Raw genomic sequence first — 25454 nt, 5'->3', positions numbered from 1 at the left:
CGGCCGTCCGATGCCCGTGACAAGGCATGATGGGCGGAGTGCGGCCGTGAACGGCGACATCAAGAGGAGTAGACGGATGAAGATCGGCATTGTCGGGGCCACCGGTCAGGTCGGCGGCGTGGTCCGCGAGATCCTGGCGCAGCGCGCGGGCCTCCCGGGTGGCGTCGGCCCGGTGGAGCAGCTGCGGCTGTTCGCCTCGGCCCGCTCGGCCGGCCGCACCCTGCCCTGGCAGGGCACCGAGATCACCGTCGAGGACGCGGCCACGGCCGACTACACCGGCCTGGACATCGTGATCTTCTCCGCCGGCGGCTCCACCTCCAAGGAGCTCGCCCCCAAGGCCGCCGCCGCGGGCGCCGTCGTCATCGACAACTCCTCCGCCTGGCGCCGCGACCCCGAGGTCCCGCTGGTCGTCTCCGAGGTCAACCCGCAGGCCATCGCCGACCGCCCCAAGGGCATCGTCGCCAACCCGAACTGCACCACCATGGCGGCCATGCCCGTGCTGCGCCCGCTGCACGACGAGGCCGGCCTCGCCGCCCTGGTCGTCTCCACCTACCAGGCCGTCTCCGGCAGCGGCGTGGCCGGCGTGGCCGAGCTCCAGGACCAGGCCGCCAAGGTCGTCGACGGCGCCGCCGCGCTCGCCCACGACGGCTCCTCGGTCGAGTTCCCCGAGCCCAAGGTCTACAAGCGCCCGATCGCCTTCAACGTCGTCCCGCTGGCCGGCTCGATCGTCGAGGACGGCTCCAACGAGACCGACGAGGAGCAGAAGCTCCGCCACGAGAGCCGCAAGATCCTCGGCATCCCCGAGCTCAAGGTGGCCGGCACCTGCGTGCGCGTCCCGGTCTTCTCCGGCCACTCGCTGCAGATCAACGCCCGCTTCGAGCGTCCGATCAGCCCCGAGCGCGCGGTCGAGCTGCTCACCGGCGCCCCCGGCGTCGAGCTGAGCGAGATCCCCACCCCGCTCCAGGCCGCCGGCCAGGACCCGAGCTACGTCGGCCGGATCCGGGTCGACGAGACGGTCGAGAACGGCCTGTCGCTGTTCATCTCCAACGACAACCTGCGCAAGGGCGCCGCGCTCAACGCCGTCCAGCTGGCCGAGCTGGTCGCCGCCGAGCTCCGGGGCTGACCTGCCGCATCGCGTCGAAGGGCCCCGTCCACGACCGGACGGGGCCCTTCGGCCTGTCGCGGGACAGCGGCGGAGCCCGAGGTTCGGCGGGCGGGTCAGTGGGAAAAGGTGACCCAACGATCGGGCGGCAGCGGGCACCCCCTCACCCCACCCCGCCCGGCCGCCGGGCGGAGCGCGCCCACCCCGGCACCGTCGGCCCGGCGGAGCCCCCCCCCCGAGGGCGAGCGGAAAGAGGTGCGCGATGGACCGCTGTGTCGTCCTCGTGGATGCCGGATACCTGCTGGGCGCCGCCGCCAGCCTGCTCGCCGGTGACCCGTCCCGCTCCAAGGTCACCGTCGACCACATCGCGCTGATCGCCGCCCTGCGCGAACGCGCCGAGGCCGAGACCGGCCTCCCGCTGCTGCGGATCTACTGGTTCGACGCCGCGCCCGAGCGCCGCCCGATGCCCGAGCACCGGCGGCTGCGGGTGCTGCCCCGGGTCACCGTCCGGCTCGGCGCGCTCACCCGGGCCGAGGGGCGCTGGGTGCAGAAGGGCGTCGACGCCGCGATGCTGATCACCGGCGACGGGGACCTGCTGCCCGGCATGATGTCCGCCAAGGAGCACGGCGTGGTCGTCCACCTCTGGGCGCTCCAGGCCGCCGACGGCGACTTCAACCAGTCCGAGGACCTGGTCGGCGAGGCCGACGAACGCCGGGTGCTGGACCGCGAGTGGATCGAAGGGTCTTTCAGCCTGCGCGACACCGCCAGCGTCTTCCCCGCCCCCGGCGCCCGGCACGACATCGCCAAGATCCTCGCCGCCCCGCCCGCCGCGCCCCCGACCGGACTGCCCGGCCCGCTGCCCGCCGAGCCGGCGCCCGGCCGTCCCGCCGCCGGGGTGCCCGCCGCGGCCGTCGCCACCGCGGTCGCCGCCGGCCCGGCCGTCGACGGACGCCCCCAGCCGGCCGCCACCGCCGTCGGGCTCAAGGTCGTCCCCACCCCCAAGGACCTCGCCGGGCGCAGCGCCGACCGGCAGGCCACCGCCGCCGACCGCCACCAGACCGGCCCGGTGCTGCGCTGGTCCTCCGACCGGGGCTGGATCGAGCGGCCCGCCCAGGAGCCCGCCGTCACCGCCGGGGACGGCCTGCCCACCCTCGCCCAGCTCACCACGGCCGAGCAGCGCTGGGCCGACCGCGAGGAGGACATCACCTCCATCGGCGGCGACGCCCACGAGGTGGGCCAGGTCTTCGCCCGCCGCTGGACCACCCGGGCCGGCGACGTCGAACGGCTCACCGTCCTGTGGCCCGACTACCCCCGGATCCCGCACCGGGTCGACGGCGAGCTGCTGCGCTACGCCGCCCGGTTCGGGCTGCTCGCGCACAAGGACGACCAGATCGACGAGCACGACCGGTACGCGATCCGGGCCGGATTCTGGAAGGAGCTCGCCGCCCGCGTCCCCGGCGGGAACCTGGTCGTGGTCGACGACTGACCCCGGCGGGCGACCGGGGCCGGGGCGGACCGGGCCCCGTTGTCCGGTTCGCCGGTTGCACCGCGTAGAGTCTTCGGTCGTGAGCGAGTCGGCCGGGCGGGCACCCCAGAACACCGCGCCGTGCTGCGCCGTACGGGACCTGGTACGGACGTACCGCGCCGGGCGCGGCGGCGCCGCCGAGACGGTCCGGGCCAACGACGGCATCAGCCTGACCGTCCGGCAGGGCGAGATCTTCGGCCTGCTCGGACCCAACGGCGCGGGCAAGTCCACCCTGGTCCGTCAGCTCACCGGCCTGCTGCGGCCCGACTCCGGCAGCATCGAGATCCTCGGCCACGACGTGGTCCGGCACCCCGAGCGGGCCGCCCGGCTGCTCGGCTACCTCGGCCAGGAGTCCACCGCGCTCGACGAGCTGACCGTCGCCCTCGCGGCCGAGACCACCGGACGGCTGCGCGGCCTCGGCCGGACCGAGGCCCGGGCGGCGACGGACGCGGTGATCACCGAACTGGGCCTGGAACCGCTCGCCCACCGGCCGCTCGCCAAGCTCTCCGGCGGTCAGCGTCGGCTCGCCTGCTTCGCCGCCACCCTGGTCGGCGACCGGCCGCTGCTCGTCCTCGACGAGCCGACCACCGGCATGGACCCGGTCGCCCGGCGGGCCGTCTGGTCGGCGGTCGAGCGCCGCCGGGCCGAACGCTCCACCACCGTGCTGCTGGTCACCCACAACGTGATCGAGGCGGAGACCGTGCTGGACCGGGTCGCCGTGATCGACGAGGGCCGGGTGATCGCCTGCGACACCCCCGGCGGGCTCAAGGCGCTGGTCGACGGCGACGTCCGGCTCGACCTGGTCTGGCGGGACGAGGCGCCGCTGGGCGTCCCCGCCGTGGCGGCGCTGGCCGAGCGGGCCGAGCGCACCGGCCGCCGCTGGACCGTCCGCACCACCCCCGAGCAGGCCCGCGAACTGGTCTCGGCCGTCACCACCGGCCCGGCGTTCGCCGCCCTGGACGACTTCACCCTGGCCACCCCGAGCCTTGAGGACGCGTACCTCAAGCTGGGCGGCCGCCACGGAGGACTGGCCAAGTGACGCTGCTCTCGGCACCGCCGCGGACCACCCCGGCCGCGGCCGGACCCGCCCCGCTCGCCCCCGCCGCCCGGCTGCTGCCCGCCCTCGCGGCCGTCTACCGGGCACAGCTCGCCCGGGCCAGGGTGGCGCGGATCCCGCTGCTGTTCGTGGCCACCTTCCAGTCGCTCGGCATCCTGGTGATGATGCGGGGCGTCGTCGACACCGGGCAGACCTCGGCCGCCCAGTACGTGGTGGCCGGTTCCAGCGTGCTGGTGGTCGCCTTCGTCGCGCTCAACCTGCTCGCCCAGTACTTCGGGCGGCTGCGGGCCAGCGGCGGCCTGGACCACTACGCGACGCTGCCGGTGCCGGCCGCCTCGGTGGTGCTCGGGGCGGCCGCCGCGTTCGCCTCGTTCACCCTGCCGGGGGCGCTGGTCACGGCGGCCGTGGGCGCGGTCATGTTCGGGCTGCCGCTGGGGCAGCTGTGGGTGCTGCTCGCCGTGGTGCCGCTGGCCGGGGCGGCGCTGGCCGGGCTCGGCGCGGCCTGCGGGCTGCTCGCGCCCCGGCAGGAGATCGCCACCATGCTGGGGCAGCTCGGCATGTCGGCGGCGCTGCTGCTCGGCGTCCTGCCGGTCGACCACCTGCCGCAGCCGGTGCTGTGGCTGCGCGACCTGCTGCCGTCCACCTACGCGGTGGAGGCGTTCGCCCGGACGTTCCGGCCGGGCCCCGACTGGGCGGCGGTGGTCGCGGACCTCGGGGTGTGCGCGGGGGTGGGCGTGGTCTCGCTGGCCGTGGCCACCTGGGCGTACCGGCGGGCGACCCGCCGGTAGGACGCGTCCTCCGGATCACGCCGGGCCCCCGTCGGTTCGGTGGGTGGCCGGGTCGTGGCGGTGGTGAGCGTGAAACGATGGGGGCGTGACCGTACCGAACACACCTCCGGATCCCGCGCGCGCCGACGGTGTCACCGATGCCGTGCCCGCCCCGTACGCCGCCGACCGTGATCCGTACGCCGCGCCCGGGCCCGCGTCCGAGCCGTACGGGCTGCCGCCCGGGGTGGACCTGACGGCCGGGAAGGGCCGGTCGGCCGAGCCGATCGCGCAGCGGCTGCTGCCCGAGCTGAGGGTCGGGGCGGCCACGGTGCTGGCCTGCCTGGTGCTCGGGGTCGTGATGGGCGCGCTGTGGGTCTGGCTGGCGCCCAAGGTGCCGCTGGTGGTGGACGGCAACAAGATCCTCTACGCCGACCCGGAGGGCGAGCAGCGGGCCGGCGCCGACAGCGTCTTCGTACTGCTCGGCCTGGGGGCGGGCCTGCTGACCGCGCTGGGCGCGTTCCTGTTCACCCGCAAGCGGGGCGGCGGGATCGCGGTGGCGGTCGGGCTGGCGGTCGGCGGACTGCTGGCCTCGGTCGGCGCGTGGGGGCTCGGGCGCTGGCTCGGGCCGAGCCGCGACCTGGTCGCCCAGGCGCGGCGGGTCGGCAACGGCGGGCACTTCTCGGCGGACATCGACCTCGGGGCGTACGGCGCGGTGCTGGCCTGGCCGATGGCCGCCATGGTGCTGCTGCTGGCGCTGTCGGCGGCGTTCGGCAAGCGCGAGGAGGACCCGCCGCCGTACTGGGTCCCGGGGCCGCCCGTCCCGGGCGCGGGCCTTCCGGCCGGGCAGCCGGGCGTGCACCCGGCCGTGCACCCGGCCGCCCCGCCGCAGGACCGGCGGGAGGACCGGCGCGAGGGCTGACCGGCCGCGCGGCCGCTCAGCGGCTGCTCAGCGGGCGATGGGGGCGGTGCGGGCCCCGGTCAGGGTGACCAGGTGCGCGGGGGAGAGTTCGACCTCCAGGCCCCGGCGGCCCGCGGAGACGTAGACGGTGGGGTGGCCGAGCGCGCTCTCGTCGACGACCGTGCGCAGCGCCCGGCGCTGCCCGAGCGGGGAGATGCCGCCCCGGACGTAGCCGCTGCTGCGCTCGGCGGCGGCCGGATCGGCCATCGCGGCGCGCTTGCCGCCGACCGCCGCGGCCAGCGCCTTGAGGTCCAGCTGCCCGGAGACCGGGACCACGCCCACGGTGAGGACACCGTCGACGTCGGCGACCAGGGTCTTGAAGACCCGGTCGGCGGTCACCCCGAGCGCCTCGGCGGCCTCGTCCCCGTAGGAGGCGGCCGCCGGGTCGTGCTCGTAGGCGTGCACCGTGAACGGCACCCCGGCGGTTTCCAGGGCGACCGTCGCGGGTGTGCCGCGGCCGCCCTTCTTCGGTTTCGTGGCCACGGGGCCTCCGGTGGTCGGTCGGGGCCGGGTCGGCCTGGGACGGGCGGTCGGGGCCGGGTCAGTTCGGGCTGAAGGACTGGCGGGTCAGATTGACGGCGGGCAGCGAGGGGAGCCAGCCGAGCACCGCGCTCTCGCGGCGCAGCAGTTCGAGTTCGGCCCGCAGCCGCTGGGCGTTGTCCGGGCTGGCGAGCAGCCGCTGCTTGAGCGGGACCTCCAGCACGGCGGCGGCCGCGACCAGGTAGGACAGCACCTGCGGGTCGTCGGGCAGCTCCTGGCGGCCGACGGTGCTGGCCTCCCGGGCGCCGGCGAGCCGCCGCTGGTAGGTGCGGAAGGCACGCTCGACCTCGGCGGCCAGGGCCCCGGAGCCCTCGCCGGCGCGCTCCTCGATCGGTTCGGCCTCGCCGACCAGGTAGGGGCCGCCGACGTCGACCGAGCGCAGCCGGAACCGGGTGGTGCCGGTGACCAGCAGCTCGTAGCGGCCGTCGGGCTGCGGCTGGACGGAGGTGACGTCCGCGACACAGCCGATGTGGTGCAGTGCCTCCAGCGGGTCGCCGGTGGCGGTGCCGAGGCCGTCCAGCGGACCGGCCGGTCCGTCGTCGGGGCGGACCGGGGCGACCTCGCGGCCGTCCTTGATGGCGAGCACGCCGAAGCGGCGCGGCCGGTCCTCGGGTCCGTCGACCAGATCGGCGACGAGACGGCGGTAGCGCTCCTCGAAGACGTTCAGGGGCATGACCAGGCCCGGGTAGAGCACGTTGTTCAGCGGGAAGAGCGGCAGCCGTTCTGTCACGGCGGACAGCGTAGTTCCCCGGACGGTGCGAGCGCTCCGGGGTTATCCGCGCGAGCGCCCGCCGCAGCCTGCCGCTGTCCGCGGCTATCCGCGCTGGAGCATCCGGCTGGCGCCGGCGGCGACGGTGGTGGCGAGCACCCAGCCGACGACGACCAGGCTCGCCGAGACCCACTGGGACGCTCCGCCGGGGTTCCAGCCGCCCTGGCCGAGGTCGACGACCGGCAGCAGCTGGCCGAGCGCGTACAGCACCGGGTTCCAGTGCGGCCGCTCGTCGGCCTTGAGCGGCTGGAGCGCGTGGGTGGCGAAGTAGAGGCTGCCGAGCGCCCAGGCGAGCAGCAGCCAGAGCGCGGCCCGCCCGGGTCGGTAGCCGTAGCCGACCGTCGCGTCCTGGACCCGGCCCCAGATCCGGGCCGGCAGCGGCAGGGTCTGCCGGCGTCGGCGCTGCTTGGCGTGGAGCACCTCGCGGGCGTCGTCGTCGGCGCCGTCGCGGCGCAGCGCGGCGGCGAGCTGCTCGTAGGACTCGGGCTGGAACTCCACCGCGGCGCCCTCCAGCCAGGCGATCCGCTCGTGGACGGGGAACGGCACGGCCGGGCGCAGGCACTCGTAGGTGAAGCCGGTGAGGCCGATCGTGCCGCCCCCCGGCCAGGAGCCGGGGGCGTCGACCAGGTTGCCGATCCGGGCCCGGGACAGCGAGACCGTGCCGCCGGACGGGAAGCGGCAGGTGAAGCGCAGCTCCGGGGTCTGGATCCGGCGCAGGGTGACCTCGTCGCCCTCGTCGAGGTGGAACTCGGCGTCGGAGAGCAGGCAGGCGTTGTCGAACCGGCCGTCGGACAGCCGGACCTGGCCGAAGGCGCGGAACGGCGTGCTCGGCGAGCCCGGCGGCGGCACCTCGCCGTACCCGGAGCCGTAGTAGGTCTGCGACCCGTACCAGCCGCCGTCGGCCGAGCCGCTCAGGTACACCGTGTGGCCGACGGTGAGCCGGACGGCGTTGAGGGCGTTGCGGTTGCCCGGGACGGCGTGCAGCTGGGCGCCGCGCAGCGAGAGCCGGCCGCCGATCCGGGCGGTGCGCAGGCTGACCTCGCCGTCGGTGGTGAGCCGGTCGGCCTCGCAGTCCTGGTTCACCGCGATGCCGTCCGCGGACAGCGCCCGGCCGAACCGGTCGCCGCCCAGGACGGCCTGGTTCAGCAGCAGGTCGGTGCCGATCCGGGCATCGGTGAGCCGGACCCCCTGGCGTATTCGGCAGCGGGCCAGGTGCAGGTCGCCGGAGGTCACCAGCCGGGAGGCCTCCAGCCGGGGGACGAGGCAGTTGATGAAGCGCAGGGTGCCGGCCTCGGCCTCGGACATCAGGATCTTCTGGTCGAACCGGCAGTCGTGGAGCTCGACGTAGTGCCCGATCGTGCCGCCGGCCAGCCGCAGCGGCCCGGTGACCAGCGCGCCGGTCAGCTTCAGCGAGGCGACCCGGCCGGGCACGGGGGCGGGCCCGTCCAGCAGCAGCCGGGAGAGCACCTCGGCCCGGACCGTCCGCCGGGTGTCCCAGACGGCCTCGCCGAAGGGGTCGTCCGCCGCCGCCTCGCCGGTGCGCAGGTCGAGGGTCCGGCCGTGCCGGAACGCCTGCCACAGTGCCTGCTCGGCCGCCGTCCAGCCGTCCGGTGCCCGCTCCGCCATGCTGCCCCCCGTGTCCCCTGGTCGTCTCGCACTTCGTATCACGGACTGAAATGCGGGATCGCGGGTTCCGGCCACTCCTTACACTGGGGGGCGTGATCTCTCGAATCGATCTGCGCGGCTCGCTCGACGACCCGCGCGGCCTGCTGCCCCGTGCCGACTTCGACGTCGCGGCCGCCCTGGAGAAGGTGCGCCCGATCGCCGAGGACGTGCATCATCGCGGTGTCGCGGCGCTGATCGAGATCACCGAACGCTTCGACGGCGTGCGGCTGGAGTCCACCCGGGTCCCGGCCGAGCAGCTCGCCGAGGCCCTCGCGGAGCTGGAGCCGAAGGTGCGCGCCGCACTGGAGGAGTCGATCCGCCGGGCCCGGCTGGTCCACGCCGACCAGCGCCGCGAGGGGCACACCACCCAGGTGGTGCCCGGCGGCACGGTGACCCAGCGCTGGGTGCCGGTGGACCGGGTCGGGCTGTACGTGCCGGGCGGTCTGGCCGTCTACCCGTCCTCCGTAGTGATGAACGTGGTGCCGGCCCAGGAGGCGGGCGTCGCCGGGATCGCGGTGACCTCGCCGCCGCAGAAGGCCTTCGGCGGCCGGGTGCACCCGACCATCCTGGCCGCGTGCGCGCTGCTCGGCGTCACCGAGGTGTACTCGGTCGGCGGCGCCCAGGCGGTCGCGATGTTCGCGCTCGGCACCGAGGAGTGCGAGCCGGTGAACATGGTCACCGGCCCCGGCAACATCTACGTGGCCGCCGCCAAGCGCTACTTCGCGGGCCGGATCGGCATCGACTCCGAGGCCGGACCGACCGAGATCGCCGTCCTCGCCGACGACACCGCCGACCCGGCGGAGGTCGCCGCCGACCTGATCAGCCAGGCCGAGCACGGCCCGACCTCGGGCTCGGTGCTGGTCACCGCCTCGGTGGCGCTCGCCGACGCGGTCGAGGCCGAGCTGAAGACCCAGGTCGCCCGGACCAAGCACGGCGAGCGGGTGGCCGAGGCCCTCGGCGGCCGGCAGTCCGGCATCATCCTGGTCGACGACCTGGAGCAGGGCCTGGCCGTCGTCAACGCCTACGCGGCCGAGCACCTGGAGATCCAGACCCGGGACCCGCACGCGGTCGCCGCGAAGGTCCGCAACGCGGGCGCGATCTTCATCGGCCGGTACACCCCGGTCTCGCTCGGCGACTACGCGGCCGGCTCCAACCACGTGCTGCCCACCGGCGGCTGCGCCTGCCACTCCGCGGGCCTGTCCGTGCAGACCTTCCTGCGCGGCGTGCAGGTCGTCGAGTACGACCGCGAGGCGCTGGCCGGCATCGCCGCGCACGTGGTCACCCTGGCGGACGCCGAGGACCTGCCCGGTCACGGCGACGCGATCAAGGCACGGTTCGTCGGAGACGAACACAATTGGCAGAGCGAGTGGACGGTTCCCGGCACGTGACCACCATCGACGACCTTCCCGTCCGGGACGAGCTGCGCGGCCAGTCGCCCTACGGCGCCCCGCAGCTCGACGTCCCGGTCCAGCTGAACACCAACGAGAACCCGTACCCGCTCCCCGAGGAGCTGGTCGCCCGGATCGCCGAGCGGGTCGCCGAGGCCGCCCGCCACCTCAACCGCTACCCCGACCGGGACGCGGTCGAGCTGCGCGAGGGCCTGGCCGCCTACCTGACCCGGACCACCGGCTTCGCCGTCGCCCGGCCGAACGTCTGGGCCGCCAACGGCTCCAACGAGGTGCTCCAGCAGCTGCTCCAGACCTTCGGCGGCCCCGGCCGCACCGCGCTCGGCTTCGAGCCCTCGTACTCGATGCACGCGCTGATCTCCCGGGGCACCGGCACCGGCTGGATCTCCGGCCCGCGCAACGACGACTTCACCATCGACCTGGACGCCGCCGCGGCGGCGATCGCCGAGCACCGGCCGCACGTGCTGTTCGTCTGCTCGCCGAACAACCCGACCGGGACCGCCGTCGCCGCCGACACCGTGCTGCGGCTGTACGAGGCCGCGCAGGCCGCCCGGCCCAGCCTGGTGGTGGTGGACGAGGCGTACGTCGAGTTCTCGCACCGGCCCTCGCTGCTGTCGCTGATCGAGGGCCGCCCCAACCTGGTGGTCACCCGCACCATGTCCAAGGCCTTCGGCGCGGCCGGGCTGCGCCTGGGCTACCTGGCCGCCGACCCGGCGGTGGTGGACGCGGTCCAGCTGGTGCGCCTGCCGTACCACCTGTCGGCCGTCACCCAGGCGACCGCGCTGGCCTGCCTGGAGCACACCGACACCCTGCTCGGCTACGTCGGCCGGCTCAAGGACGAGCGCGACCGGCTGGTCGGGGCACTGCGCGGACTCGGGCTGGAGGTGACCGACTCGGACGCCAACTTCGTCCAGTTCGGCCGCTTCGCCGACACCCACGCCGTCTGGCGGGCCATCCTCGACCACGGCGTCCTGGTCCGGGACAACGGCGTCCCCGGGTGGCTGCGCGTCACCGCAGGCACCCCCGCCGAGAACGACGCCTTCCTGGCCGCCGTCGCCACAGTGATCAAGGAGCTGTACCCCGTATGACCCGCATCGGACGCGTCGAACGCACCACCAAGGAGACGTCCGTCCTGGTCGAAATAGACCTCGACGGCACCGGCAAGACCGACATCTCCACGGGCGTCGGCTTCTACGACCACATGCTCGACCAGCTCGGGCGCCACGGCCTCTTCGACCTGACCGTGAAGACCGACGGCGACCTGCACATCGACAGCCACCACACCATCGAGGACACCGCCCTCGCGCTCGGCGCCGCCTTCCGGCAGGCGCTCGGCGACAAGGTCGGCATCTACCGCTTCGGCAACTGCACCGTCCCGCTGGACGAGTCGCTCGCCCAGGTGACCGTCGACCTCTCCGGCCGCCCCTACCTGGTGCACACCGAGCCGGAGAACATGGCGCCGATGATCGGCGCCTACGACACCACCATGACCCGGCACATCCTGGAGTCCTTCGTGGCCCAGGCCCGGATCGCCCTGCACGTCCACGTGCCCTACGGGCGCAACGCCCACCACATCGTGGAGTGCCAGTTCAAGGCGCTGGCCCGGGCCCTGCGCTACGCCTCCGAGCGCGACCCGCGCGCGGCCGGCATCCTCCCGTCGACCAAGGGTGCGCTGTGAGCAACACTGCGATGGTCCTCATCTTCGTCGGGCTCTTCCTGGCCGGCGGCGTGATCTCGTTCTGGAAGCAGAAGCAGGCGAAGGGCGTCATCCTCGTCCTCGCGCTGGGCTCGGCCATGTGCCTGGGCGCCGGCCTGATGCGCCTGTAACCGCCCGGCGAACGAAAGACTGGACACCTGAACATGGGCAAGAACGTCGTGGTGCTCGACTACGGCTCCGGCAACCTCCGCTCGGCGCAGCGCGCCCTGGAGCGGACCGGCGCCACCGTCACCGTCACCTCCGACTACCAGGCCGCGATGGACGCCGACGGCCTGCTCGTCCCCGGCGTCGGCGCCTTCGAAGCCTGCATGCGCGGGCTGAAGTCGGTCCGCGGGGACTGGATCGTCGGACGCCGGCTGGCCGGCGGCCGACCGGTCATGGGCATCTGCGTGGGCATGCAGATCCTCTTCGAGAAGGGCGTCGAGCACGGGGTGGAGACCCCCGGCTGCGACGAGTGGCCGGGCACGGTGGAGCCGCTGGAGGCCCCGGTCGTCCCGCACATGGGCTGGAACACCGTGGACGCCCCCGAGGGCAACCGGATGTTCGCCGGCCTGGACGCGGACGCCCGCTTCTACTTCGTCCACTCCTACGGGGTGCGGCACTGGGAGCTCGAGACGCACAGCGCGCGGATCAACCCGCCGCTGGTCACCTGGGCCACGCACGGGCAGCCGTTCGTGGCGGCGATCGAGAACGGCCCGCTCTGGGCCACCCAGTTCCATCCCGAGAAGTCCGGCGACGCCGGCGCCGCCCTGCTGACCAACTGGGTCAACACCCTCTGACCACGGAAGACGTGTACCTCATGAGCCGCCTCGAACTGCTGCCCGCCGTCGACGTCCGGGACGGGCAGGCCGTCCGCCTGGTCAAGGGCGCCTCCGGCACCGAGACCTCCTTCGGCGAGCCGCTCGCCGCCGCCCTCGCCTGGCAGAGCGCCGGCGCCGAGTGGCTGCACCTGGTCGACCTCGACGCCGCCTTCGGCACCGGCTCCAACCGCGAGCTGGTCCGCGGGATCACCGAGACCCTCGACATCAAGGTCGAGCTGTCCGGCGGCATCCGCGACGACGCCTCGCTGGCCGCCGCGCTCGCCACCGGCTGCACCCGGGTCAACCTCGGCACCGCCGCCCTGGAGAGCCCGGACTGGGTCGCCAAGGTCATCGCCGAGCACGGCGACCGGATCGCCGTCGGCCTGGACGTGGTCGGCACCACCCTGCGCGGCCGGGGCTGGACCAGCGAGGGCGGCCAGCTCTTCGAGGTGCTGGCCCGCCTGGACGCCGAGGGCTGCGCCCGCTACGTGGTCACCGACGTCAACCGGGACGGCACCCTGACCGGCCCCAACCTCCAGCTGCTGCGCGACGTGTGCGCCGCCACCGACCGTCCGGTGGTCGCCTCCGGCGGCGTCTCCTCGCTGGACGACCTGGTCGCGATCGCCGGCCTGGTCGGCGAGGGAGTCGAGGGCGCGATCGTCGGCAAGGCACTCTACGAGCAGAAGTTCACCCTCGGAGAGGCGTTGGAGGCGGTTTCGGGATGACGGAACGTCGGATCGTGCGCGGCCGGGTCGACGGGTTCTCCCCCTGGGAGGAGATCCTCGGCACGTCGCAGGCGGTCGCCGCCGGGGACCACGTCCACGTGGCCGGTGCCAGGCCGCTGGTGGACGGCGTGCTGCAGGGCGAGGGCGACCCCTACGAGCAGGTGCGGGCCGCCTTCGGCAACGCGCTGGAGGCGCTGGCCGCGTACGGTCTGACGGCGGACGACGTGGTCCGCACCCGGGTGTACCTCACCCACTCCCGTGACATCGACGCGGCGGGCCGCGCCCACCAGGAACTCTTCGGGGCCGTGCGCCCGGTGGCCGCCGTCGTGGTGGTGCAGAGCCTGGTCGACTCGCGGTTGCTCGTCGAGGTCGAACTCGACGCCCACCGCGCCGGACTCGCCGCCACCCTGGAAGCTCTGGAAGGCAAGCAGCCGTGACCCTCGCAGTACGTGTCATCCCCTGTCTGGACGTCGACGCCGGCCGTGTGGTCAAGGGCGTCAACTTCCAGAACCTGCGGGACGCCGGGGACCCGGTCGAGATGGCCAGGCTCTACGACGCCGAGGGCGCCGACGAGCTGACCTTCCTCGACATCACCGCGTCCTCCGGCGACCGCGAGACCACCTACGACGTGGTCCGCCGCACCGCCGAGCAGGTGTTCATCCCGCTCACCGTCGGCGGCGGCATCCGCGCCGTCGAGGACGTCGACAAGCTGCTGCGGGCCGGCGCCGACAAGGTCGGCGTCAACACCGCCGCCATCGCCCGCCCCGAGCTGGTCCGCGAGATCGCCCGGCGGTTCGGCCGCCAGGTGCTGGTGCTGTCGGTGGACGCCCGCCGCTGCGCCGAGGGCACCGAGACCGCCTCCGGCTTCGAGGTCACCACCCACGGCGGCCGCAAGGGCACCGGCCTGGACGCCGTGGAGTGGGCCGGCCGCGCCGCCGAGCTGGGCGCCGGCGAGATCCTGCTCAACTCGATGGACGCCGACGGCACCAAGGACGGCTACGACCTGGAGCTGATCCGGTCCGTCCGCGCGGCCGTGTCCGTCCCGGTGATCGCCTCCGGCGGCGCCGGGAAGCTCGCCGACTTCGCCCCCGCGGTGGAGGCCGGCGCGGACGCGGTGCTGGCCGCCAGCGTCTTCCACTTCGGGGACCTGCGGATCGGCGAGGTCAAGAACGCGCTGCGGGAGGCCGGGCACCCGGTCCGCTGACCGTTCGGCCCGGCGCTGACCGTCCGGCGCGGCCCGGCCCGGCGCGCGACCGTGCGGTCGCGCGCCGGGCCGGGTGCGCCGCTCGTCAGGCGTCCTTCGGCGGCTCGCCCTTGATCAGCGCGAACGGGGCGCCGAACGGGTCGGCCAGCCAGGCGATCCGGCCGACGTCCGGGACGCTCTCCGGGCCCATCAGCACGCTCGCCCCGGCGGCGGTGGCCCGGGCGACCACCGCGTCCACGTCGGAGGAGCCGAAGTACGGCGTCCAGGACGGCGGCCCGGAGTCGGCCATCACCGGGGCGATGCCGCCGAAGGTGGTGGCCCGCAGGTCGCCCTCGGCCGGGGAGAGCACCTTGTACGTCATGCCGGGCGCCGGGAAGTCCTCCTCGCGCCAGCCGAACACCGTCCGGTAGAAGCCGAAGCCGGCGTCCACGGAACCGGTGTGCAGCTCGATCCAGATCAGCGCGCCGTCCTCGGACACGGCGTCCAGGCCGGTGACGGCGCCCGGCTGCCAGACCGCGAACTGCGCGCCCTGGGGATCGGTCAGCTGGGCCATCCGCCCGGCCTCCATCACGTCGAAGGCCGGGACCCGGACGGTGCCGCCGGCCCGCTCGACGGCCGCGGCGGCGGCCTCGGCGTCCGGAGTGCGGAAGTACGTCGTCCAGGCGGAGCGCGCGCCCTCCTCGGTGAGCCGGCCGACGGCGGCGACCGTCCGGCCGTCCAGCTGGAGGAAGCCGTAGCCGTCGGCCTCCGGGCCGGCCGACCGGAACGTCCAGCCGAACACCGCCCCGTAGAACGCGGCGGCGGCGGCCGGGTCGGGGCTGCCGAGGTCGACCCAGCAGGGGGAGCCGGCCGGGAAGTCGGTGGTGAGCATGGTGTCGCGTCCCTTCGACGGAGACGGTAACGACGGGCAGGGGGCCGGACGGCCGCCACCGCGGGCCCGGCGGCGCCCCTCCCGGCCACCTGCGAGTCTGCACCCCGCCACCGACATCCGCAGCCGGGGCGGGATCCGGCTGCGCTACCGGCGCTACTCCCGCTCGGGGAGCGGGAGGGCGTGCCGCAGGGCCTCGACGGCGTCGTGCGGGCCGTCCACCTCGACCCGGGCGCGGGCGCCCCGGCCGAAGGCGAGCAGCACCAGCTCGCCCGGCTCGCCGGTGATCCGCACCGTCGCCGGTCCGGCCGGCCCGACCGCCAGGCTCCGGCCGTCGGGGTGGCACAGCTCCAGCCGCACCGGGGAGCGGCGGCCCGCCCCCATCCGGGCGGGCAGCGACAGCCGGCGCCAGAGCGCCTCGGCCCGGCCGGCCGGCACCGCCGTCGGCGCCGGGCCGTCGCCGGCCCGGGCGACGTCCTCGGCGTGCACGTAGTACTCGACGGTGTTGCCCGCCTCGTCCGCGCCGGGCAGCGAGAACAGCGAGAACGGGGGCGGACCGGCGCGGAACATCCGGACCAGCTCCTCGTACGGCCGCCCGGCGTAGGACTCCTGCACCCGGTGGGTCCAGCCGGCCAGCGGGCCGATCCGGATGCCGGCGGCGGCGTCCGGCCGCCGCTCGCGGATCACCAGGTGGGCGGCGAGGTCCCGGGTGGACCATCCTTCGCAGAGGGTGGGCGCGTCCGGCCCGGCGGCGGCCAGCAGTTCGGCCAGACGGTGGCGCTCGGCGAGAGCGTGGTTAGACATGCGGCCCACCCTACGAGTGCCGACGGGGGGTCAGCGAAGGTGACCGGTGAGCTTGCCGGTGTCCGGCCGGTTGCCCGCCGTCAGGATGCAGGTGTAGTCGCGCCAGCCCTGCTGGTAGAAGGCGTAGCTCGGGCCCACCGGGTAGCTGTAGTACGGCCCGCCGCCGCCCTGCCGGGCCTCGGCGGCGGCCTGGGCCTCCTTGCAGCCGTCCCGCATCGCGTTGGCGACCTGGAAGTCGCCGGTCAGCCCGTCGGGCAGCAGCTGGTCGGCGATCGCCTCGCCGTCGTGCCTGCCCTCGCAGGGGCGGGCCTCCGGCTTGGTGACCGTCCGGCTCAGCTGCGGGTGGTCCAGGCAGGTGCCGACCGTGAAGAAGCTGTACGGGACGACCTTGGTCGGCGTCGGCGTCGGGGTCGGCGTGGGAGTGGGAGTGGGCGTCGGGGTGGGCGTCGGCGTCGCGGTGGTGGGGGCGGGCGGGGGCGGCGCCGGGGCCGGGTCGTCCCCCGGCCACAGCAGGACCGTGGCGACCACCGCGAGCAGCAGCACCAGCACCGCCGCGACGCCGACCCGCAGGCCCCGGGACGGCCGGGCGTCGTCGCCGGGGCGCTCGCCGGGGCGGACGGCCGCGGACCGGTCGCCCGCGGACCGGTCGCGGCCGGGCGGCTCGGCGGACTCGGCGGAGTGCTGCTCGGAGGTCATGAGCACGAGAATGGCGCAGAGCGGGGGTACCCGGCAGGCGGTTGGCACAACTCGTTCGATCGGATGGTCCTCCCGGTCGTGCGCCGCGCCCCGCGCCCCGCTCCCACCTGCGCCCATGGGCGCGGCCGCGATCCGGACGGCGGCCCTGGCGGCCGGACCGGGCTGACACAATGGCCCCATGTCCACCACACCCGCCGCTCCCGGCTCCACCGCCCTGGCCCCCGAGATCGCCGCCCGGCTCAAGCGGACCGCGGACGGACTCCTCCCGGCCGTCGCGCAGCAGTACGACACCGGTGAGGTGCTGATGCTGGGCTGGATGGACGACGAGGCGCTGCACCGCACCCTCACCACCGGCCGCTGCACCTACTGGAGCCGCAGCCGCCACGAGTACTGGGTGAAGGGCGACACCTCCGGCCACGTCCAGCTGGTCAAGTCGGTCGCGCTGGACTGCGACGGCGACACCCTGCTGGTCAAGGTCGACCAGACCGGCGCGGCCTGCCACACCGGCGACCGCACCTGCTTCGACGCCGACGTGCTCCCGCTCGGCTGAACCGCCCGCTCCGCCCCTCCCCGTAAGGTGCCGCCCGCATGGACCTCGAAGCCTTCCGCAAGCTCGCCGTCGACACCCGGGTCATCCCGGTCACCCGCAGGCTCCTCGCGGACGGCCTCACCCCGATCGGCCTCTACCGCGGCCTCGCCGCCGAGCGCCCCGGCACCTTCCTGCTGGAGTCCGCCGAACAGGGCCGCAGCTGGTCGCGCTACTCCTTCGTCGGGGTCCGCAGCGCAGCCACCCTGACCGTCGGCCCGGACGGCGACGCCCGCTGGCTCGGCGCCCCGCCGGTCGGCATCCCCACCACCGGCGACCCGCTGGAGGTGCTGCGCGCCGCGCTGCGCACCCTGCACACCCCGCGGCACCCCGACGACGGCCTGCCGCCGCTCACCGGCGGCCTGGTCGGCTACCTCGGCTACGACGTGGTGCGGCGCCTGGAGAAGCTGCCCGACCTCAACCCGGACGACCTGCGGCTGCCCGAGCTGACCATGCTGCTCGCCACCGACCTCGCCGTGCTCGACCACGTCGACGGCACCGTGCTGCTGATCGCCAACGCGGTCAACCACAACGACCTGGAGAGCGGGGTGGACGAGGCCTACGCGGACGCCGTCGCCCGGCTCGACCGGATGGAGGCCGACCTGCTGAAGCCGGTCGACCCGGGCCTGGCCACCTTCACCCCGACCGGCCCCGGCGAGGTCCGCTCGCCGTTCGGCGGCGCGCCCTACCGGGCCGCGGTGGAGGACATCAAGGAGCGGATCCGGGCCGGCGAGGCGTTCCAGGTGGTGCCCTCGCAGCGCTTCGAGGCGCCCTGCCCGGCCTCCGCGCTGGATGTCTACCGGGTGCTGCGCACCACCAACCCCAGCCCGTACATGTACCTGTTCCGCTTCCCGGGCCCGGACGGGGGCGCCGAGAGCGGCTTCGACGTGGTCGGCTCCAGCCCGGAGGCGCTGGTCAAGGTCACCGACGGCGAGGCGATGCTGCACCCGATCGCCGGCACCCGGCACCGCGGCGCCACCCCGCACGAGGACGCCGGGCTGGCGGCCGAACTCCTCGCCGACCCCAAGGAGCGGGCCGAGCACCTGATGCTGGTGGACCTCGGCCGCAACGACCTCGGGCGGGTCTGCGAGCCGGGCAGCGTCGAGGTGGTCGACTTCATGCAGATCGAGCGCTACAGCCACGTCATGCACATCGTCTCCACGGTGACCGGGAAGGTCGCCGAGGGCCGGACCGCCTTCGACGTGCTGACCGCCTGCTTCCCGGCCGGCACGCTCTCCGGCGCGCCCAAGCCGCGCGCGATGCGGATCATCGAGGAACTGGAGCCCACCCGCCGCGGCCTGTACGGCGGCTGCGTCGGCTACCTGGACTTCGCGGGGGACTCGGACACCGCGATCGCGATCCGCACCGCGGTGCTGCGCGACGGCACGGCCTACGTCCAGGCCGGCGCCGGCGTGGTCGCCGACTCCGACCCGCACGGCGAGGACACCGAATGCCGCAACAAGGCCGCCGCCGTCCTGCGGGCGGTCGCCACCGCGAATACGCTGCGTAGGCCGTAGGCCCCGCGCGCGTCGCGGGGCCGCCGCAGCGGAAGGGACGACAGCATGCCTGACGTGCAGCGGCGGATCGTGGCCGCCGCCAGGGAGCAGCTGCTGCGGCAGTCGGGCGCCCACGGCGGTGTGCGCTCGGTGGTGAGCGAGGACGGGCGGGAGACCCGGCTGCTGGTGCTGGCACCGGGGGCGTCCTCGGACGCCGCCGGACGGTACCGGACCGGGGACGCCCTGGTGGTGCTGGAGGTCGCGCCGGTGCCGGAGCCGACCGGGGGCCACCGCGCCCACGCGGACGCGCGGGTCCCGCTGTACGTCCTGGTGGATCCGGGGGAGGCGGTCTGCACGGTGCACAGCCGGCCGCTGCCCGGCGTGGGGTACCGGGAGGCGGAGCGGGTCCCGTTCGGGAACGATCTCTTCCTGCCGCTGGAGGAGGGGACGCTGGTGCTGGAGACGGGCGACTTCCCGGTCGGGCCGCCGACCCCGGGTGCGGCGGCGGGGTGAGGGCGGGGGACACTGGTCCGGTGACCGCTGAAGCCCGTACCGACGCCGTGTCCGCCGACCCCGCCGCCGCCCCCGCGCCCGCCGCGCGGGCCGGGCGGCGCACGCTCGGGGTCATGCTGCTGCTCACCGTGCTGGGCGCGGTGCTGGTGCTGACCGCGGCCGGGCGGGTCTGGGCCGAGGGCCTGGCCGGCACCCTGGAGGTGTCCGTCACCGGCGGGAAGATCTCCGAACTGCCCGCCGGGCTGGCCCTGGTGGCCCTGGCGGCGGCGGTCGCGGTGTTCGCGGCGCGCGGCGCCGGCCGGCTCGCGGTCGGGGCGCTGACGGTGCTGGCCGGGCTGGGCGCCGCCGCGGCCGCCGCGGCGGGTGCCGGGGACACCGCCGCGCTGGACGCCGAGGCGGCCCGCAAGCTGGCGCTGACCGGTTCCGCCGCGACCGGGGTCGGGCACACCGCCTGGCCGTGGGTGGCGCTGCTGGGCGGGCTGCTGCTGGCGCTGGCCGGGTTCCTGACCGTCCGCTACGGGCGGGGCTGGCCGGCCATGGGCAGCCGCTACGAGGCGCCGACCGGCCGGGCGCCGGTCCGGCGGGCGGCGGACCGGAACTCGGCGGCCCAGACCCCGGCGGCCCAGACGCCGGCGGACCTGTGGAAGGCGCTGGACCGGGGCGAGGACCCGACCGCGCGGTGAGCCGGGCGGAGCCGGTCGCACTGTGACGCGATAGACCCGCCACCCGCTTTGGGCCGCCGGTGTACGGCCCGGCACAATGGAGACGTCAACCCGCCAGGGGCCCGCAGGCCCGGCCGGGGCCCCGAGAGCGTAGGAGCACCATCTGATGTCTGCAGGAACGAAGGCTGCCAGCGGCCACACCGTCGCCGCCTGGACCGGCGTGACGATCTCCTTCATCGGCTTCGCCATCGCGGGTGTCGCGATGATCCTGCCGTCGGTGCGATGATCCTGCCGTCGGTGCTGCTGGTCTGGGGCGGCCTGGCGGTCGTGGTGCTGGGCGGCGTGGTCGGCAAGGCCATGGCGATGGCGGGCATGGGCGCGCAGCCCAGCGCCCACGTCTACACCCCGGAGGAGCAGGCGGCGCTGGCCGGCAGCGCGGCCTGACCCGGCCGGACCTTCTCACGTGAACGGCGGGCGGCAGGCCCGCCGTTTCGTTTCTCCCACCGCGCCGCCGGGGGAGGCACAATCATGGGCGTGAACGCCGCCCCCGCTCCCACCGCCGCCGCCCGGCAGTCCGGCCCCCGCCGGCTGGTTCCGCCGCTGGCCGCCGCGGTCGCCGTGGCCCTCCCCGCCGGGTACATCGCCGCGGTGGACCCGAACAACCCCGGGCACTACCCGGACTGCCCCTTCCTCGCGGCCACCGGCTGGTGGTGCCCGGGCTGCGGTGGGCTGCGCTGTGTGCACGCGCTGACCCACGGGGACTTCAACGGGGCCCTGCACGACAACGCGGTGGCGGTGCTGCTGTTCGTGGTGCTGGCGGTGCTCTGGGCGCGCTGGCTCTGGGCGGCGCTGCGCGGACTGCCCGGGCCCCGGCTCGCGCTCGGGTCCCGGCGCTGGGTGCTGGTGGCGCTGTTCGTACTGGTCTTCACGGTGGTCCGCAATCTGCCGGTCGGCGCGGGTCTGGCCCCGCCGTCGGTCTGAGCTTGGGGAGCCGGTCCGGGCCGGTCCGGGCCGGTGGGTGGCCGGTGGGTGGCCGGGCCCCGGTCCCGGCGGAGCGGCCGGACGGGGTGGTGGAGCGGTGAAGACGCAGGCCGGAGCCCCCGCCCGGTGTCCGTACCACGAGACGCGCGCCGGGCGGATGCGCTGTGCGCCCCCCCGTGCCGATACCATCGAAGGGCCGGAGGCCCATTGGCCGCCGGCTCCTCGCCAGTCAGTACCGGCAAATCATGATGGGGGCGCCCGAGTGAGTGTGCTCGACTCGATCGTCGAAGGGGTCCGCGAGGACCTCGCCGAGCGACAGGCCCGGGTCTCGCTGGACGAGCTCAAGGAGCTCGCCGCCAAGGCCCCGGACGCCAAGGACGGTGTGGCCGCGCTGCGCGGTGACGGCATCCGGGTGATCTGCGAGGTCAAGCGCTCCAGCCCGTCCAAGGGCGCGCTGGCCACGATCGCGGACCCGGCCTCCCTGGCGACCGACTACGCGGCCGGCGGTGCCGCCGCGATCAGCGTGCTGACCGAGCAGCGCCGCTTCGGCGGCTCGCTGGCGGACCTGGACGCCGTCCGCGCCGCCGTGGACACCCCGCTGCTCCGCAAGGACTTCATCGTCACCGCCTACCAGCTGTGGGAGGCCCGCGCGCACGGCGCCGACCTCGCGCTGCTGATCGTCGCAGCCCTCGAGCAGCCGGCCCTGGTGTCGCTGATCGAGCGTGCCGAGTCGATCGGCCTCACCCCGCTGGTGGAGGTGCACGACGAGGAGGAGATCAAGCGCGCGGTGGACGCCGGGGCGCGGATCATCGGCGTCAACGCCCGCAACCTCAAGACCCTCGAGGTGGACCGCAACACCTTCGGCAATGTCGTGCACGCGATTCCGGACGGCATCGTCAAGATCGCCGAGTCCGGGGTGCGCGGTCCGCTGGACGTGATCTCCTACGCCAACCTGGGCGCGGACGCGGTCCTGGTCGGCGAGTCCCTGGTGACCGGCAAGGACCCGCGGGCCGCCGTGGCCGACCTGGTCGCGGCCGGTGCCCACCCGGCGATCCGGCACAAGGACTGATCCCGCCGCCATGAAGATCGCCACTCGTCTCGCCCCCGGCTGCCGCCCGCGCGGCTGCCGCGCGCCCGCGCGCCGGGTGCTGGGGCGGCGGGTGCGGTACGTCATCGGCTGCGAGCCCGGACAGGTACCCGGGAGGCGATGGCGTCCGACGTCCGGCTGACCGCAGCCATCAGACGTCACGTCATCCGTCGACAACATCCCGAAGGACTTCACCATGTCCGAAAAGTCCGAAAACCCCGCCGAGGGGTCCGAGCGGGACCACCTGCCCGGCACCGAGGTGCCGGACGCGCGCGGCTACTTCGGCGCGTACGGCGGCCGCTTCATCCCGGAGGCGCTGGTCGCCGCCGTGGAGCAGGTCGCCGAGGAGTACGAGAAGGCCAAGGCCGACCCGGCCTTCGCGGCCGAGCTCGACGCGCTGCTCAAGGACTACACCGGCCGCCCCAGCCCGCTGACCGATGTGCGGCGGTTCTCCGCCGAGGCCGGCGGCGCGCGGATCCTGCTCAAGCGCGAGGACCTCAACCACACCGGCTCGCACAAGATCAACAACGTCCTGGGGCAGGCCCTGCTCACCAGGCGGATGGGCAAGACCCGGATCATCGCCGAGACCGGCGCCGGTCAGCACGGGGTGGCCACCGCCACCGCCTGCGCCCTGTTCGGCTTCGACTGCACCATCTACATGGGCGAGGTCGACACCCAGCGGCAGGCGCTCAACGTCGCCCGGATGCGGATGCTCGGCGCCGAGGTGGTCTCCGTGACCTCCGGCAGCCGGACCCTCAAGGACGCCATCAACGAGGCGTTCCGCGACTGGGTCGCCAACGTCGACTCCACCCACTACCTGTTCGGCACCGTGGCCGGCCCGCACCCGTTCCCGATGATGGTCCGGGACTTCCACCGGGTCATCGGGATCGAGGCGCGCCAGCAGGTGCTGGACCGCACCGGCCGACTGCCCGACGCGGTCGTGGCCTGCGTCGGCGGCGGCTCCAACGCGATGGGCATCTTCCACGAGTTCATCCCGGACGCCGGGGTGCGGCTGATCGGCTGCGAGGCGGCCGGCGAGGGCGCCGAGACGCCCAGGCACGCCGCCACCCTCACCAAGGGCGACCCGGGGGTGCTGCACGGCTCCCGGACGTACGTGCTGCAGGACGAGGACGGCCAGACCATCGAGTCGCACTCGATCTCGGCCGGCCTCGACTACCCGGGCGTCGGCCCGGAGCACGCCTGGCTGAAGGACACCGGCCGGGCCGAGTACCGCCCGGTCACCGACGACGCCGCCATGCAGGCGCTGCGGCTGCTGTCCCGCACCGAGGGCATCATCCCGGCCATCGAGAGCGCGCACGCGCTGGCCGGCGCCCTGGAGCTGGGCCGCGAGCTCGGACCCGAGGCCACCGTGCTGGTCTCGCTCTCCGGCCGCGGCGACAAGGACATGCACACCGCCGCCGAGTACTTCGGCCTCTACGACGAGCCGGGCGCCGGCTCCGCCCACGGGGGTAAGTGACCATGGCTTCCAAGCTCAGTGGCATCCTGGCCGCCGCCAAGGCGGAGGGCCGCGCCGCGCTGATCGGCTACCTGCCGGCCGGCTTCCCGTCCGTGGACGGCGGCATCCGCGCCGTCGGCGCGCTGATCGAGGGCGGCTGCGACATCGTCGAGATCGGCCTGCCGCACTCGGACCCGGTGCTGGACGGCCCGACCATCCAGACCGCGGACGACATCGCGCTGCGGGGCGGGGTGCGGATCAAGGACGTGCTGCGCACCGTCCAGGAGGTGGCCGCGGCGCACCCCGCCGCGGCGGTGCTGGTCATGACCTACTGGAACCCGGTGGACCGGTACGGCGTCGCGCGGTTCGCCGCCGACCTGGCCGCGGCCGGCGGGGCGGGCTGCATCCTGCCGGACCTGCCGGTGGAGGAGTCCGTGGAGTGGCGCAAGGCGGCCGAGGAGCACGGTCTCGACACCGTGTTCGTGGTCGCGCCGAGCAGCAAGGACCGCCGGCTCGCGGAGGTCACCGCGGCCGGCAGCGGTTTCGTGTACGCGGCCGCGGTGATGGGCGTGACCGGCAGCCGGGCGCAGGTCGGCGACCTGGCCGAGGACCTGGTCGCCCGGACCAGGGCCACCACCGAGCTGCCGGTCTGCGTCGGCCTCGGGGTGTCGACCCGTGAGCAGGCGGCGCAGGTCGCCGGGTTCGCGGACGGCGTCATCGTCGGTTCGGCCTTCGTCCAGCGGATCCTGGACGCGGACGGGGACGAGGGGGCCGCGCTGGCGGCGGTCCGCGAGCTGGCCGGCGAGCTGGCGCAGGGCGTCCGCCGCAGCTAGGGGTTCCTGTTGACGGCCCGCCACCTCTCCGGAGGTGGCGGGCCGTCGGCGTTCCCCCCGGCGCGGGCGGCCGGTCGGACCCGAACGGGTGAACAGTGCGGGGCGCGCGCATCAGCGGGGGTTGACCGGCGTTGAGTGGAGGGACGAGTGCACGAACCACGCGCCCCCGGGGGCGCGGGAGCGAGCGGAAGGGGTCGGCCGATGCCCGGTCTTCAGCGAGCCGTGCTGCTACGGGCGGCCGCGGCCGCGCTGGCCCTCGGCGCCGCGCTCGGGGCGCAGGCGGCGGTCGTCCCGGCCCTGGCCAAACGGGGGGTGGAGCGGGCCGAGCGGGACGCGTACGTGTGCGCCGAGGCGGTCCGGATGGAGGCGGTGGCGCGGGCCGGCCGCTCGGATCCGCAGGGGCGCCCGGCGCTCCTCGGCGACAGCCGGTACGAGCCCGGGAGGTACGAGTCCGGGGGGTACGACATCGACCGGTACGAGCTCGGGTGGCCGCCCGGCTGCGACCCGGCCACTCGTTAGGGTGAAACCGGATCAACCGATATCAATGTTCACTCTTTCGGCTTAACTCGCGAAACCGGAGGAACCCGGCGTCACCGTCGACGGTTCATAGGGCGTGACGGTGTTTCCCGAGGGGGTTGTCCGGATGGCCGGGCCGGTGACGGAGTGGATCGGCACGGCGGCCCGATTGGGCCTGGCCGTGGTCTGGGGCTGGGCGGGGCTGGCGAAGATCGCCGACCCGGCGGAGGCCGCCCAGGCGGTGCGCGCGTACGAGATCCTGCCCGAGGCCCTGGTCAAACCGGTCGGCCACGGGCTGCCCTTCCTGGAGCTGGCGCTCGCGCTGCTGCTGGTGGTCGGCCTGGGCACGCGCCTGGTCGCGGCACTCTCGGCGGGGCTGCTGCTCGCCTTCATCGCCGGGATCGCCTCCGCCTGGGCGCGCGGCATCTCGATCGACTGCGGATGCTTCGGCGGCGGCGGGGCGGTCGACTCCTCGCAGACCGAGTACCTCCAGGAGATCCTGCGCGACACCGGGTTCCTGCTGCTGGCCGGCTGGCTGCTCCGGTGGCCCCGCACCAAGTTCTCGGTGGACGGCTGGCTGGCGCGCTGAGCGCCCCGTCCTCCCACCGCACCACCCCCGCCCCCGAATCTGGAATGCCCAAGGCTGATGAGCGAGAAGAACCGAGAAGGCAAGCGCACCGCCCGCGAGCGGATGCTGGCGGACCGGGCCGCGGACGAGGCT

The 25454-nt window shown here is 74.9% G+C and carries 29 protein-coding genes and 1 pseudogene; 24 read left to right on the top strand and 6 right to left on the bottom strand.

What is annotated here, in order from left to right; all coding sequences use genetic code 11:
- Positions 1–76 precede the first annotated feature (76 nt).
- The 5 genes from VR45_RS03380 (at position 77) to VR45_RS43250 (ending at position 5370) form a co-directional block, all read left to right on the top strand.
- A complete protein-coding gene (locus VR45_RS03380) occupies positions 77–1123 on the top strand; it encodes an aspartate-semialdehyde dehydrogenase (protein ID WP_045938164.1) in 1047 nt (348 codons plus the stop codon).
- Between the two features lie 241 nt (positions 1124–1364).
- Positions 1365–2588 (top strand): NYN domain-containing protein, encoded by a 1224-nt coding sequence (locus tag VR45_RS03375; protein ID WP_045938163.1) that lies wholly within the window; start codon positions 1365–1367, stop codon positions 2586–2588.
- A gap of 79 nt (positions 2589–2667) precedes the next feature.
- Entirely contained in the window at positions 2668–3666 is a 999-nt protein-coding gene (locus VR45_RS03370) for an ABC transporter ATP-binding protein (protein ID WP_045938162.1), read from the top strand.
- Positions 3663–4472, top strand: coding sequence for an ABC transporter permease (locus tag VR45_RS03365; protein ID WP_045938161.1), 810 nt, complete (start codon positions 3663–3665; stop codon positions 4470–4472). The genes VR45_RS03370 and VR45_RS03365 overlap by 4 nt, the downstream gene beginning before the upstream one ends.
- Before the next feature lie 85 nt (positions 4473–4557).
- On the top strand, positions 4558–5370 hold the full coding sequence (locus tag VR45_RS43250) for a hypothetical protein (RefSeq protein WP_063772399.1): 813 nt from the start codon (positions 4558–4560) through the stop codon (positions 5368–5370).
- A 27-nt stretch (positions 5371–5397) separates the two neighbouring features.
- On the opposite strand, the gene ybaK is transcribed toward VR45_RS43250, so the two are convergent.
- The 3 genes from ybaK to VR45_RS03345 all read right to left on the bottom strand — a co-directional run bounded on the left by ybaK (position 5398) and on the right by VR45_RS03345 (position 8344).
- Positions 5398–5892 carry a Cys-tRNA(Pro) deacylase gene (gene ybaK, locus VR45_RS03355; protein WP_045938160.1) on the bottom strand — a complete coding sequence of 165 codons (495 nt, stop codon included), beginning with the start codon at positions 5890–5892 and terminating at the stop codon, positions 5398–5400.
- Positions 5893–5950: 58 nt separating this feature from the next.
- Positions 5951–6679 (bottom strand): LON peptidase substrate-binding domain-containing protein, encoded by a 729-nt coding sequence (locus VR45_RS03350; protein ID WP_078896200.1) that lies wholly within the window; start codon positions 6677–6679, stop codon positions 5951–5953.
- Between the two features lie 84 nt (positions 6680–6763).
- The gene (locus VR45_RS03345) at positions 6764–8344 is read right to left on the bottom strand and encodes a hypothetical protein (protein WP_045938159.1); all 1581 of its coding nucleotides are present in this window, start codon (positions 8342–8344) and stop codon (positions 6764–6766) included.
- A 92-nt stretch (positions 8345–8436) separates the two neighbouring features.
- Here VR45_RS03345 and hisD point away from each other — a divergent pair, with 92 nt between their 5' ends.
- From hisD to hisF, 8 genes are read left to right on the top strand one after another with little or no spacing between them, the layout of a single operon-like run.
- Positions 8437–9771, top strand: a complete 1335-nt coding sequence (gene hisD / locus VR45_RS03340; RefSeq protein WP_045938158.1) for a histidinol dehydrogenase — start codon at positions 8437–8439, stop codon at positions 9769–9771.
- A complete protein-coding gene (locus VR45_RS03335) occupies positions 9768–10877 on the top strand; it encodes a histidinol-phosphate transaminase (RefSeq protein WP_045938182.1) in 1110 nt (369 codons plus the stop codon). Before hisD ends, VR45_RS03335 begins: the two co-directional genes overlap by 4 nt.
- Complete coding sequence (gene hisB / locus VR45_RS03330) at positions 10874–11467, top strand: imidazoleglycerol-phosphate dehydratase HisB (protein WP_045938157.1); 594 nt, start codon at positions 10874–10876, stop codon at positions 11465–11467. The genes VR45_RS03335 and hisB overlap by 4 nt, the downstream gene beginning before the upstream one ends.
- Entirely contained in the window at positions 11464–11616 is a 153-nt protein-coding gene (locus tag VR45_RS46635) for a hypothetical protein (RefSeq protein WP_045938156.1), read from the top strand. Before hisB ends, VR45_RS46635 begins: the two co-directional genes overlap by 4 nt.
- A 33-nt stretch (positions 11617–11649) precedes the next feature.
- On the top strand, positions 11650–12285 hold the full coding sequence (hisH, locus tag VR45_RS03320; RefSeq protein WP_045938155.1) for an imidazole glycerol phosphate synthase subunit HisH: 636 nt from the start codon (positions 11650–11652) through the stop codon (positions 12283–12285).
- Between the two features lie 20 nt (positions 12286–12305).
- The gene (priA, locus tag VR45_RS03315; RefSeq protein ID WP_045938181.1) at positions 12306–13031 is read left to right on the top strand and encodes a bifunctional 1-(5-phosphoribosyl)-5-((5-phosphoribosylamino)methylideneamino)imidazole-4-carboxamide isomerase/phosphoribosylanthranilate isomerase PriA; all 726 of its coding nucleotides are present in this window, start codon (positions 12306–12308) and stop codon (positions 13029–13031) included.
- Positions 13028–13468, top strand: coding sequence for a Rid family hydrolase (locus VR45_RS03310; RefSeq protein WP_045938154.1), 441 nt, complete (start codon positions 13028–13030; stop codon positions 13466–13468). Before priA ends, VR45_RS03310 begins: the two co-directional genes overlap by 4 nt.
- On the top strand, positions 13465–14235 hold the full coding sequence (gene hisF / locus VR45_RS03305) for an imidazole glycerol phosphate synthase subunit HisF (protein ID WP_045938153.1): 771 nt from the start codon (positions 13465–13467) through the stop codon (positions 14233–14235). The genes VR45_RS03310 and hisF overlap by 4 nt, the downstream gene beginning before the upstream one ends.
- Before the next feature lie 85 nt (positions 14236–14320).
- Here the strand turns inward: hisF and VR45_RS03300 are convergent, their stop codons facing one another.
- The 3 genes from VR45_RS03300 to VR45_RS47805 form a co-directional block, all read right to left on the bottom strand.
- Complete coding sequence (locus VR45_RS03300) at positions 14321–15106, bottom strand: VOC family protein (RefSeq protein WP_045938152.1); 786 nt, start codon at positions 15104–15106, stop codon at positions 14321–14323.
- 153 nt (positions 15107–15259) lie between these two features.
- Positions 15260–15907 (bottom strand): TIGR03085 family metal-binding protein, encoded by a 648-nt coding sequence (locus tag VR45_RS03295; RefSeq protein WP_045938151.1) that lies wholly within the window; start codon positions 15905–15907, stop codon positions 15260–15262.
- Between the two features lie 30 nt (positions 15908–15937).
- The gene (locus VR45_RS47805; protein ID WP_045938150.1) at positions 15938–16603 is read right to left on the bottom strand and encodes a hypothetical protein; all 666 of its coding nucleotides are present in this window, start codon (positions 16601–16603) and stop codon (positions 15938–15940) included.
- A gap of 178 nt (positions 16604–16781) precedes the next feature.
- Between VR45_RS47805 and hisI the strand changes: the two genes are divergently transcribed.
- The 11 genes and pseudogenes from hisI (at position 16782) to VR45_RS03235 (ending at position 25322) form a co-directional block, all read left to right on the top strand.
- Complete coding sequence (hisI, locus tag VR45_RS03285) at positions 16782–17153, top strand: phosphoribosyl-AMP cyclohydrolase (RefSeq protein WP_045938149.1); 372 nt, start codon at positions 16782–16784, stop codon at positions 17151–17153.
- A 38-nt stretch (positions 17154–17191) separates the two neighbouring features.
- Positions 17192–18706, top strand: a complete 1515-nt coding sequence (locus VR45_RS03280) for an anthranilate synthase component I (RefSeq protein WP_045938148.1) — start codon at positions 17192–17194, stop codon at positions 18704–18706.
- A gap of 45 nt (positions 18707–18751) precedes the next feature.
- Entirely contained in the window at positions 18752–19198 is a 447-nt protein-coding gene (locus VR45_RS41990; RefSeq protein ID WP_052708813.1) for a hypothetical protein, read from the top strand.
- A 20-nt stretch (positions 19199–19218) separates the two neighbouring features.
- The gene (locus VR45_RS03270; protein WP_045938147.1) at positions 19219–19881 is read left to right on the top strand and encodes a TIGR02234 family membrane protein; all 663 of its coding nucleotides are present in this window, start codon (positions 19219–19221) and stop codon (positions 19879–19881) included.
- A 145-nt stretch (positions 19882–20026) separates the two neighbouring features.
- A pseudogene (locus tag VR45_RS45305) lies at positions 20027–20304 on the top strand (HGxxPAAW family protein).
- Positions 20305–20394: 90 nt separating this feature from the next.
- Positions 20395–20841 (top strand): DUF2752 domain-containing protein, encoded by a 447-nt coding sequence (locus VR45_RS03260; RefSeq protein ID WP_234325819.1) that lies wholly within the window; start codon positions 20395–20397, stop codon positions 20839–20841.
- A 262-nt stretch (positions 20842–21103) separates the two neighbouring features.
- On the top strand, positions 21104–21910 hold the full coding sequence (gene trpC / locus VR45_RS03255) for an indole-3-glycerol phosphate synthase TrpC (RefSeq protein WP_030391399.1): 807 nt from the start codon (positions 21104–21106) through the stop codon (positions 21908–21910).
- Positions 21911–22124: 214 nt separating this feature from the next.
- Positions 22125–23405 carry a tryptophan synthase subunit beta gene (gene trpB / locus VR45_RS03250; RefSeq protein ID WP_045938145.1) on the top strand — a complete coding sequence of 427 codons (1281 nt, stop codon included), beginning with the start codon at positions 22125–22127 and terminating at the stop codon, positions 23403–23405.
- Positions 23406–23407: 2 nt separating this feature from the next.
- Positions 23408–24217, top strand: coding sequence for a tryptophan synthase subunit alpha (trpA, locus tag VR45_RS03245; protein ID WP_030391397.1), 810 nt, complete (start codon positions 23408–23410; stop codon positions 24215–24217).
- A 201-nt stretch (positions 24218–24418) separates the two neighbouring features.
- The gene (locus VR45_RS03240; RefSeq protein WP_045938144.1) at positions 24419–24736 is read left to right on the top strand and encodes a hypothetical protein; all 318 of its coding nucleotides are present in this window, start codon (positions 24419–24421) and stop codon (positions 24734–24736) included.
- A gap of 94 nt (positions 24737–24830) precedes the next feature.
- Complete coding sequence (locus tag VR45_RS03235) at positions 24831–25322, top strand: MauE/DoxX family redox-associated membrane protein (protein ID WP_234325818.1); 492 nt, start codon at positions 24831–24833, stop codon at positions 25320–25322.
- The last annotated feature ends 132 nt before the right edge of the window (positions 25323–25454 follow it).

Origin of the sequence: Streptomyces sp. NRRL S-495 (assembly GCF_000966955.1) — a bacterium.
Classification (GTDB): Bacteria; Actinomycetota; Actinomycetes; order Streptomycetales; family Streptomycetaceae; genus Kitasatospora; species Kitasatospora purpeofusca.
Note: the sequence above shows the minus strand (reverse complement) of the source record. Positions and strands in the feature narration are given on the sequence as shown.

Excerpts from the sequence above, each read along its gene's own strand:
- VR45_RS03380 (WP_045938164.1), top strand. The coding sequence starts at position 77 with ATGAAGATCGGCATTGTCGGGGCCACCGGTCAGGTCGGCGGCGTGGTC.
- VR45_RS03375 (WP_045938163.1), top strand. The coding sequence starts at position 1,365 with ATGGACCGCTGTGTCGTCCTCGTGGATGCCGGATACCTGCTGGGCGCC.
- VR45_RS03345 (WP_045938159.1), bottom strand. The coding sequence starts at position 8,344 with ATGGCGGAGCGGGCACCGGACGGCTGGACGGCGGCCGAGCAGGCACTG.
- hisB (WP_045938157.1), top strand. The coding sequence starts at position 10,874 with ATGACCCGCATCGGACGCGTCGAACGCACCACCAAGGAGACGTCCGTC.
- hisH (WP_045938155.1), top strand. The coding sequence starts at position 11,650 with ATGGGCAAGAACGTCGTGGTGCTCGACTACGGCTCCGGCAACCTCCGC.
- priA (WP_045938181.1), top strand. The coding sequence starts at position 12,306 with ATGAGCCGCCTCGAACTGCTGCCCGCCGTCGACGTCCGGGACGGGCAG.
- VR45_RS03310 (WP_045938154.1), top strand. The coding sequence starts at position 13,028 with ATGACGGAACGTCGGATCGTGCGCGGCCGGGTCGACGGGTTCTCCCCC.
- VR45_RS03300 (WP_045938152.1), bottom strand. The coding sequence starts at position 15,106 with ATGCTCACCACCGACTTCCCGGCCGGCTCCCCCTGCTGGGTCGACCTC.
- VR45_RS03295 (WP_045938151.1), bottom strand. The coding sequence starts at position 15,907 with ATGTCTAACCACGCTCTCGCCGAGCGCCACCGTCTGGCCGAACTGCTG.
- VR45_RS47805 (WP_045938150.1), bottom strand. The coding sequence starts at position 16,603 with ATGACCTCCGAGCAGCACTCCGCCGAGTCCGCCGAGCCGCCCGGCCGC.
- hisI (WP_045938149.1), top strand. The coding sequence starts at position 16,782 with ATGTCCACCACACCCGCCGCTCCCGGCTCCACCGCCCTGGCCCCCGAG.
- VR45_RS03280 (WP_045938148.1), top strand. The coding sequence starts at position 17,192 with ATGGACCTCGAAGCCTTCCGCAAGCTCGCCGTCGACACCCGGGTCATC.
- VR45_RS41990 (WP_052708813.1), top strand. The coding sequence starts at position 18,752 with ATGCCTGACGTGCAGCGGCGGATCGTGGCCGCCGCCAGGGAGCAGCTG.
- trpB (WP_045938145.1), top strand. The coding sequence starts at position 22,125 with ATGTCCGAAAAGTCCGAAAACCCCGCCGAGGGGTCCGAGCGGGACCAC.
- trpA (WP_030391397.1), top strand. The coding sequence starts at position 23,408 with ATGGCTTCCAAGCTCAGTGGCATCCTGGCCGCCGCCAAGGCGGAGGGC.
- VR45_RS03240 (WP_045938144.1), top strand. The coding sequence starts at position 24,419 with ATGCCCGGTCTTCAGCGAGCCGTGCTGCTACGGGCGGCCGCGGCCGCG.